5 protein-coding genes are annotated in these 5,556 nt (G+C 58.4%); 4 read left to right on the top strand and 1 reads right to left on the bottom strand.

Annotated features, from left to right (window positions below; genetic code table 11):
• The coding region (locus ABIL25_10705) for a hypothetical protein (GenBank protein ID MEO0082736.1) at positions 1-643 on the bottom strand (643 nt) is incomplete at its 3' end.
• Between the two features lie 530 nt (positions 644-1,173).
• Between ABIL25_10705 and ABIL25_10700 the strand changes: the two genes are divergently transcribed.
• The 4 genes from ABIL25_10700 to ABIL25_10685 all read left to right on the top strand — a co-directional run.
• Entirely contained in the window at positions 1,174-2,142 is a 969-nt protein-coding gene (locus tag ABIL25_10700; protein MEO0082735.1) for a GNAT family N-acetyltransferase, read from the top strand.
• Positions 2,143-2,222: 80 nt separating this feature from the next.
• Positions 2,223-2,657, top strand: coding sequence for an SLBB domain-containing protein (locus tag ABIL25_10695; GenBank protein ID MEO0082734.1), 435 nt, complete (start codon positions 2,223-2,225; stop codon positions 2,655-2,657).
• Between the two features lie 16 nt (positions 2,658-2,673).
• Complete coding sequence (locus ABIL25_10690) at positions 2,674-5,073, top strand: ATP-binding protein (GenBank protein MEO0082733.1); 2,400 nt, start codon at positions 2,674-2,676, stop codon at positions 5,071-5,073.
• Positions 5,036-5,556: response regulator (locus ABIL25_10685; protein MEO0082732.1), on the top strand; the 521-nt coding region annotated here is incomplete at its 3' end. The genes ABIL25_10690 and ABIL25_10685, both read left to right, overlap by 38 nt.

The raw sequence follows: 5,556 nt of genomic DNA, 5'->3' as shown, positions 1-5,556 counted from the left end.
TGAACGTTCGATCCCGCTTCTCGTCGGTGTTGTCAACCACAAAATGGAATTGGCCGGTGGCGGAAACGAAGAACCGAAACGAATCATTCTGGACACCACGCCTCTCAACCAGCGCTGAATAGTTCTGCCGCGCGACCCAGCGGTTGAAATTGCTGTCATCCAGCACTAGCAACGAGCTTGTGTCCACCACGAATCGGCCCTCGACCTCATAGCCAATCCGCAGGGTGTCCCACCAGCTGCGGAAATCACCGGTCTTAACCGCACCGCTGTAGTCAATTACCGTACGTCTGACACGCCTTACCCGGATGAGTACCGAGTCGTATGCAGTCAGCCCGTCCTGGTCCTGGACCAAGCACCTGAGCGTAGCCGGCCCCGATGATTCCGGCGAATACCACTTCACCCTGAACGCCGAATCCCACGCCAGAAGCCCACGAGAACACGACCAGTCGTAGGATATCGGTCGGTTGCCCCAATCCCAGGCCGCACAGTCATAGACTGCGCTATCAACAGCGTTGACTACGGTGTCACCGACGAAGTACTCGATTGTCGGCGGCCCGGTTCGCTCGCAGCCAGCACCCAGAAACAGAAACACGGCCGCAAAGCAGCAGCTGGCGCCGACAGTTTGCACAACAAACGGCTTCACTGTACGACAGTGTATCTAGTTATGCCGACTTTGCAAGCTGCGGAGCCACGTCCCGAGAACCGACGCAGAACTGCAATGAAAGTCACAAGAAAGCAAGATAGGACTACGTTCCGTCTAGCTGACACCCGGAATCCGGACCGCTCTTGCACGACACCAGCTTGCTCAGGCCTTTAGAGCGTTCGCAAACTGCCGCACTGCACGTTTTCGGCGTAATTCGACGTACGAGCCGCTACACCCTGAGGCAAGTGTCGCACCTGATAACCTATCAAATTCCAACCAGTTACATTTGTACTCTCCAGCGAGGGTTACCTTAAGGGGCAGTTGGGGGCAGGCGTCTACTTGGCTAACACGCTCAAATACCCGAAGTTACTATTTGCGAGACCGTTGGAACGCGGGTTGCATAAAAGGACGCGAGGGAAATGGTCTAATGGAATATCGAGGTGGCCTGCTATCCTGCTGCCCCAAAGAACCGGGCGGTACTCTGGTCAGCGTGGTCACCAAGAAGAGGGGTTTCAACCAGGGGGTGGAGAATGTTCGCGGAACTACTAAACCTCGAAAACTGCGATTCGCTCAAGAAATTCATGGCATCTCAACCGCACAGGCCTTTCGGCTGGGCCCTACCTCCAGAACGTCAGAGCGCGGTAGTGGACTATCTGTTGCACGGAGTCCAGGAAGCGATTGACGCTGGTGGTTTCGCAAAGGCGTATGACCTCGGCGGAGAAATGGTCGGACTCTGCGTAACCAGGCCGGACAACTGGGCGTCGCACGAGCTGGGGGTTAGGACCTTTCGAGTGACTCACCTGTTTGCCGCTGGCAGTCCGGAGATGCAGACAATAGTCAAGGCTATGCTCGTGCGTGAGACCGTTCGTAGTGCACCGGGCCGGGTCTGCTTTGTGGCTCAGCTTGCACATACCGACCTGTCCGGTCTAAACGCGCTCGAACGTAGCGGTTTCATCGCAACCCAGAGTACAGTCGTGATGGCCCTGGACCTGCTCGATTATCAATCGCGCAGCACTCCGGAGGTCGGCTATGAAGTCGAACGCGCACGTCCTGGTGAACTTGCCGGATTCCTAGAAGCGACCGCGGCCGAAGTACCGGACGGTATCCTGGGTTGGGACTACCACCTGCCGGCCCCGACAAAGAGCCGGGTTCACCGCGACTGGCTCGCAAGCTATGCCACCCAGGAACTTCTTCTTGCCTCCGACAGCGGCCGGCCCGCCGGGCTACTGGCCGGCCACGTTCGTGAAGAAGCGGTACGTTACCTTGGGTTCGGCGTCGGGACCGTTGACTTCGTAGCCGCGGCTCCGGAATACCGCAACAACGGCGTTGCGCTGCGTCTGGTCTCAGATTCCCTTGACATGTTCAAGAGCCGTGGAGTTCGGCTCGCCGTAGTAGTTGCCCGACCGGGCGACGAATCACTTCTTCGCTATTGCCAGACCTGTGGATTCGCGACAGTCGAGACAACGGTTACGCTCGCAAACTGGAGCGACAGAAACTGAAAGAAGGACTGGACCGGCAATGCCAGTTCAACGGCCTGCCCCGCGACTAGGCACGGCCTGTCTGCAAAACCGGGGGACTAATGAACATAGTAACAGTCTCGATCACTATCCTGCTCGCCGGCATTCCCTGCGGATCGAATTCAGGGGACGGTTTAGCAAGTATTACTGCGTCGGCATCGGTCCGAACCGCGGTGTGGGGTCAGGTGAACAATCCCGGCCTCTACTACCTTCCCGGGACGCCTGACGTCCTCGAGCTCATTTCCTCTGCGGGAGGACCTGCACCGGGAGCCGACCTCTCGCGCGTGTTGCTCATTCGTGAGCTCGACCGGTCAAGAACATATCTTAACCTGGGACGTCTCACGGCGCAGGCCGAGCCGGTCTTCCTCGCACCTGGCGACGTCGTTGTCGTCCCGGAATCGTTCTGGAGCAGGATACAGAGGAATTTACCGATCATCAGTACCGTGGCCACGGTCGTAAACCTAGCGATTACCATAACACTAGTCAGCCGGAAGTAGCCAAGTGACATACAAAGTGAGGGAACAAGCAACCGCTTCCCACAGCCAGCCAAGAGAACACCAGTCGCTCGGACCCAGGATTCTGGCCGTTGACGATGACGAGGGCTTCTGCCAGACTCTCGTTGACATACTCGAGGCAAGGGGATACCGCGCCGACCCCACTTTCTGCGCAGCCGAGGCACTTGCCGCAGTCGAACGCGAGCGTTATGACCTCATTCTGCTGGACCTAAAACTACCGGACATGAACGGTATCGAGCTGTTGGCCCGAGTCAAACTCGCCTTGCCCGGAGTACCCGTGATTCTCCTCACCGGACACGCCACCGTTGATACAGCGGTACGCGCGATGAGCGAGGGCGCATACAGCTACCTCGAGAAGCCATGTCGACCTGAACGGCTATTCATTGTCATCGAGCAGGCACTGTTTGATGCCGGGGGTCGGACCGGCGACGGCATCAGAGAACTTGCGAGCATACTTGCCGGAGCTGACCTGCCGGTTTTCACCTTTGACGCCCGCTCCGGCTCGCTGCTCAGATACAATCAGGCGTGCCGTCGTCTGCTCGCTGGTTCCCAATATCCTATCTTGGCCAAGCTGCTCCCAGACCCGGACATGCTCACCGCCCACCTCGAGAGTCTCAAGAACTCCGGTCGGGCAGCTACCGACTTTGCTCCGCTTGATGGTAGCGGTCGTCGTCTGCGTCTGGTTTCGTACGGAGCACCACACACTTCCCACGAGTTCCTGTCGCTGGTACTCGACGTCACCTCAAGCTACGAGGAGGACGCTGAGAACCAACGCGTGCGCCAGTACTTTGAGGCAGTATTCTCAAACATCGCCGTGGGCATCATGATCGTCAATTCTGACTACGTCATCCAGCAGGTGAACCCGGCGTTCGCCAATCTATGTCAAGCTGCGCCGCGCGCAATAGCGGGACGACGGTGTTACGAGGTGATTCACCGTTATGCCACCCCCTGCCACCTACAGGGCGAGGTTTGCCCAATAAAGAACTGCCTGGCAACCGGCACGACCTGTCGGGTTCAGCACCAGCACTTGGTCGCGTCCGGCGACCTCCACTTCGTTGAGAACACAATGACCCCCCTGCGGGACGCAGCCGGCACGATTGTCTGCTTTGTGGCGATATTCGCTGACTTCACCGACATCAAGCACGCCCAGGAGGCGTCCGAGGCCAAGTCGTGTGAGCTGACCCGGCTGAATGAAGAACTCACGTCTCAAAGAGAACAGATTGCCACCCAGGCTGAGGAACTCAAGAAAGCCAACCTCGAACTACTGAAGCTCAGCGCAGCTAAGAGTGACTTCGTCTCCATGGTTTCTCATGAACTGCGCACGCCACTCACCGCAATCACTGAGGGCGTCAGCCTCGTCGCCGACCAGACACTAGGGCCGGTAACAGCAATTCAGGGACGTTTTCTAGACCTGGCGCTTGCCAATGCCCGTCGTCTTGCCGACATCGTCAACGACCTGTTAGACTTGTCGAAGATTGAAGCCGGCCGCCTTGAGAGGCGTCCAGTGTCAATCGAGCTTAGTGCCTTCTTGGAAGAAGCCTGCGCTGCTTTCCAGCCGGTTGCCAGGCAAAAGGGACTTACACTCGATGTAGCGACCGGTCCAATGCCGCGTCCCGTGCTGGCGGACGAACGCATGCTGCGCCGCGTGCTCGCCAATCTGCTCAGCAACGCTATCAAGTTCACTGACCACGGAGGAGTCGTAGTCCGGGCGCGCGTTGAAGGGGAAGAAGCGGTGGTCAGCGTCACCGACTCGGGTATTGGTATTCCGGCGACTGAACATGCTGGCATGTTTCAGAAGTTCCACCAAGTTCATCGTCGAGACGGCACCCGACCAACCGGCACCGGGCTCGGTCTAGCACTCACCAAGGAGATGGTCGCCATGAACCGTGGCCGCATATGGTTCGAAAGCCGGCCAGGAGCCGGCAGCACGTTCTCTTTCACCCTGCCGCTTGATACTACGATGACACGGGTGGGCGCGCTGCTCGAACGTCTCTCACAGCCGGGATTCGAGAAAGCCCAGGCACTGTTGCTCGTCCGGGTCCAAGACCCGGCAGGCCGGGAACAAACCGGAGGACACCGTGACGACGTGCTCAACGAGGTTGTTCAGCGTCTTCAAGAGGCTGAGCCACCAGTCCATGACTACCAAGTCCTCCCGGACGACTATGAGATTCTGGCACTACTCGTTGGCACACCCGACCAGCTTGAATTGCAGACAGCCCGCATCACTGACACCCTGGCCGGTGCAACATTCGTTGCTCGCAACCGGGTAGTTGAACTAGACATTCTTGTCAGCTGCTGTCGGTTCGCGCTCACCGATGAACCAAGTAAACTGCTGACGGAACTCAGAAAGGAACTGCGCAATGCCAAATCGCGAACGACCACTCATCCTTCTAGCTGAGGACGAAGCTAACGTCAGTCTCGTCACTCGAACCCGGCTAGAGGCTAACGGCTTCCGGGTCAGGACGGCAGCGGATGGTGAGGAAGCACTGACCCTCCTGCGTAAGCTGAAACCAAGCCTGGTTCTGCTGGACCTCAAGATGCCTAAGCTCGACGGCTATCAGGTCTGCCGGTTCATCAAGCAGAACCCTGCTACCCGTGCCGTTCCGGTAATCCTCTTCTCGGCTTCGAGTTCGCACTCGCTGGCGTTGCGCGACAAGTGTCTAGAACTCGGAGCCGACGACCACATCCGTAAACCCTACCATCCTGACGAACTTCTGTCCAAGGTTCGGCGCCTGATCCAACGCGAAACGCTGGACGCCCGGCATCCTGAATCGGGGGCAGCTCCGGCAGCCCAAGATACAGGGCCGGCAGCCGACAGACTGGAGCCTGCGCGCAGCTACAGTCATGGAAGCGAGGCGACCGACCACCGGGCCGAAGCAGC

This window comes from candidate division WOR-3 bacterium, from assembly GCA_039801365.1.
GTDB lineage: Bacteria > Hydrothermota > Tepidihabitantia > Tepidihabitantales > Tepidihabitantaceae > JBDRUN01.
The sequence above is the reverse complement of the archived record's forward strand: the minus strand, read 5'-3'. Positions and strand labels throughout refer to the sequence as shown.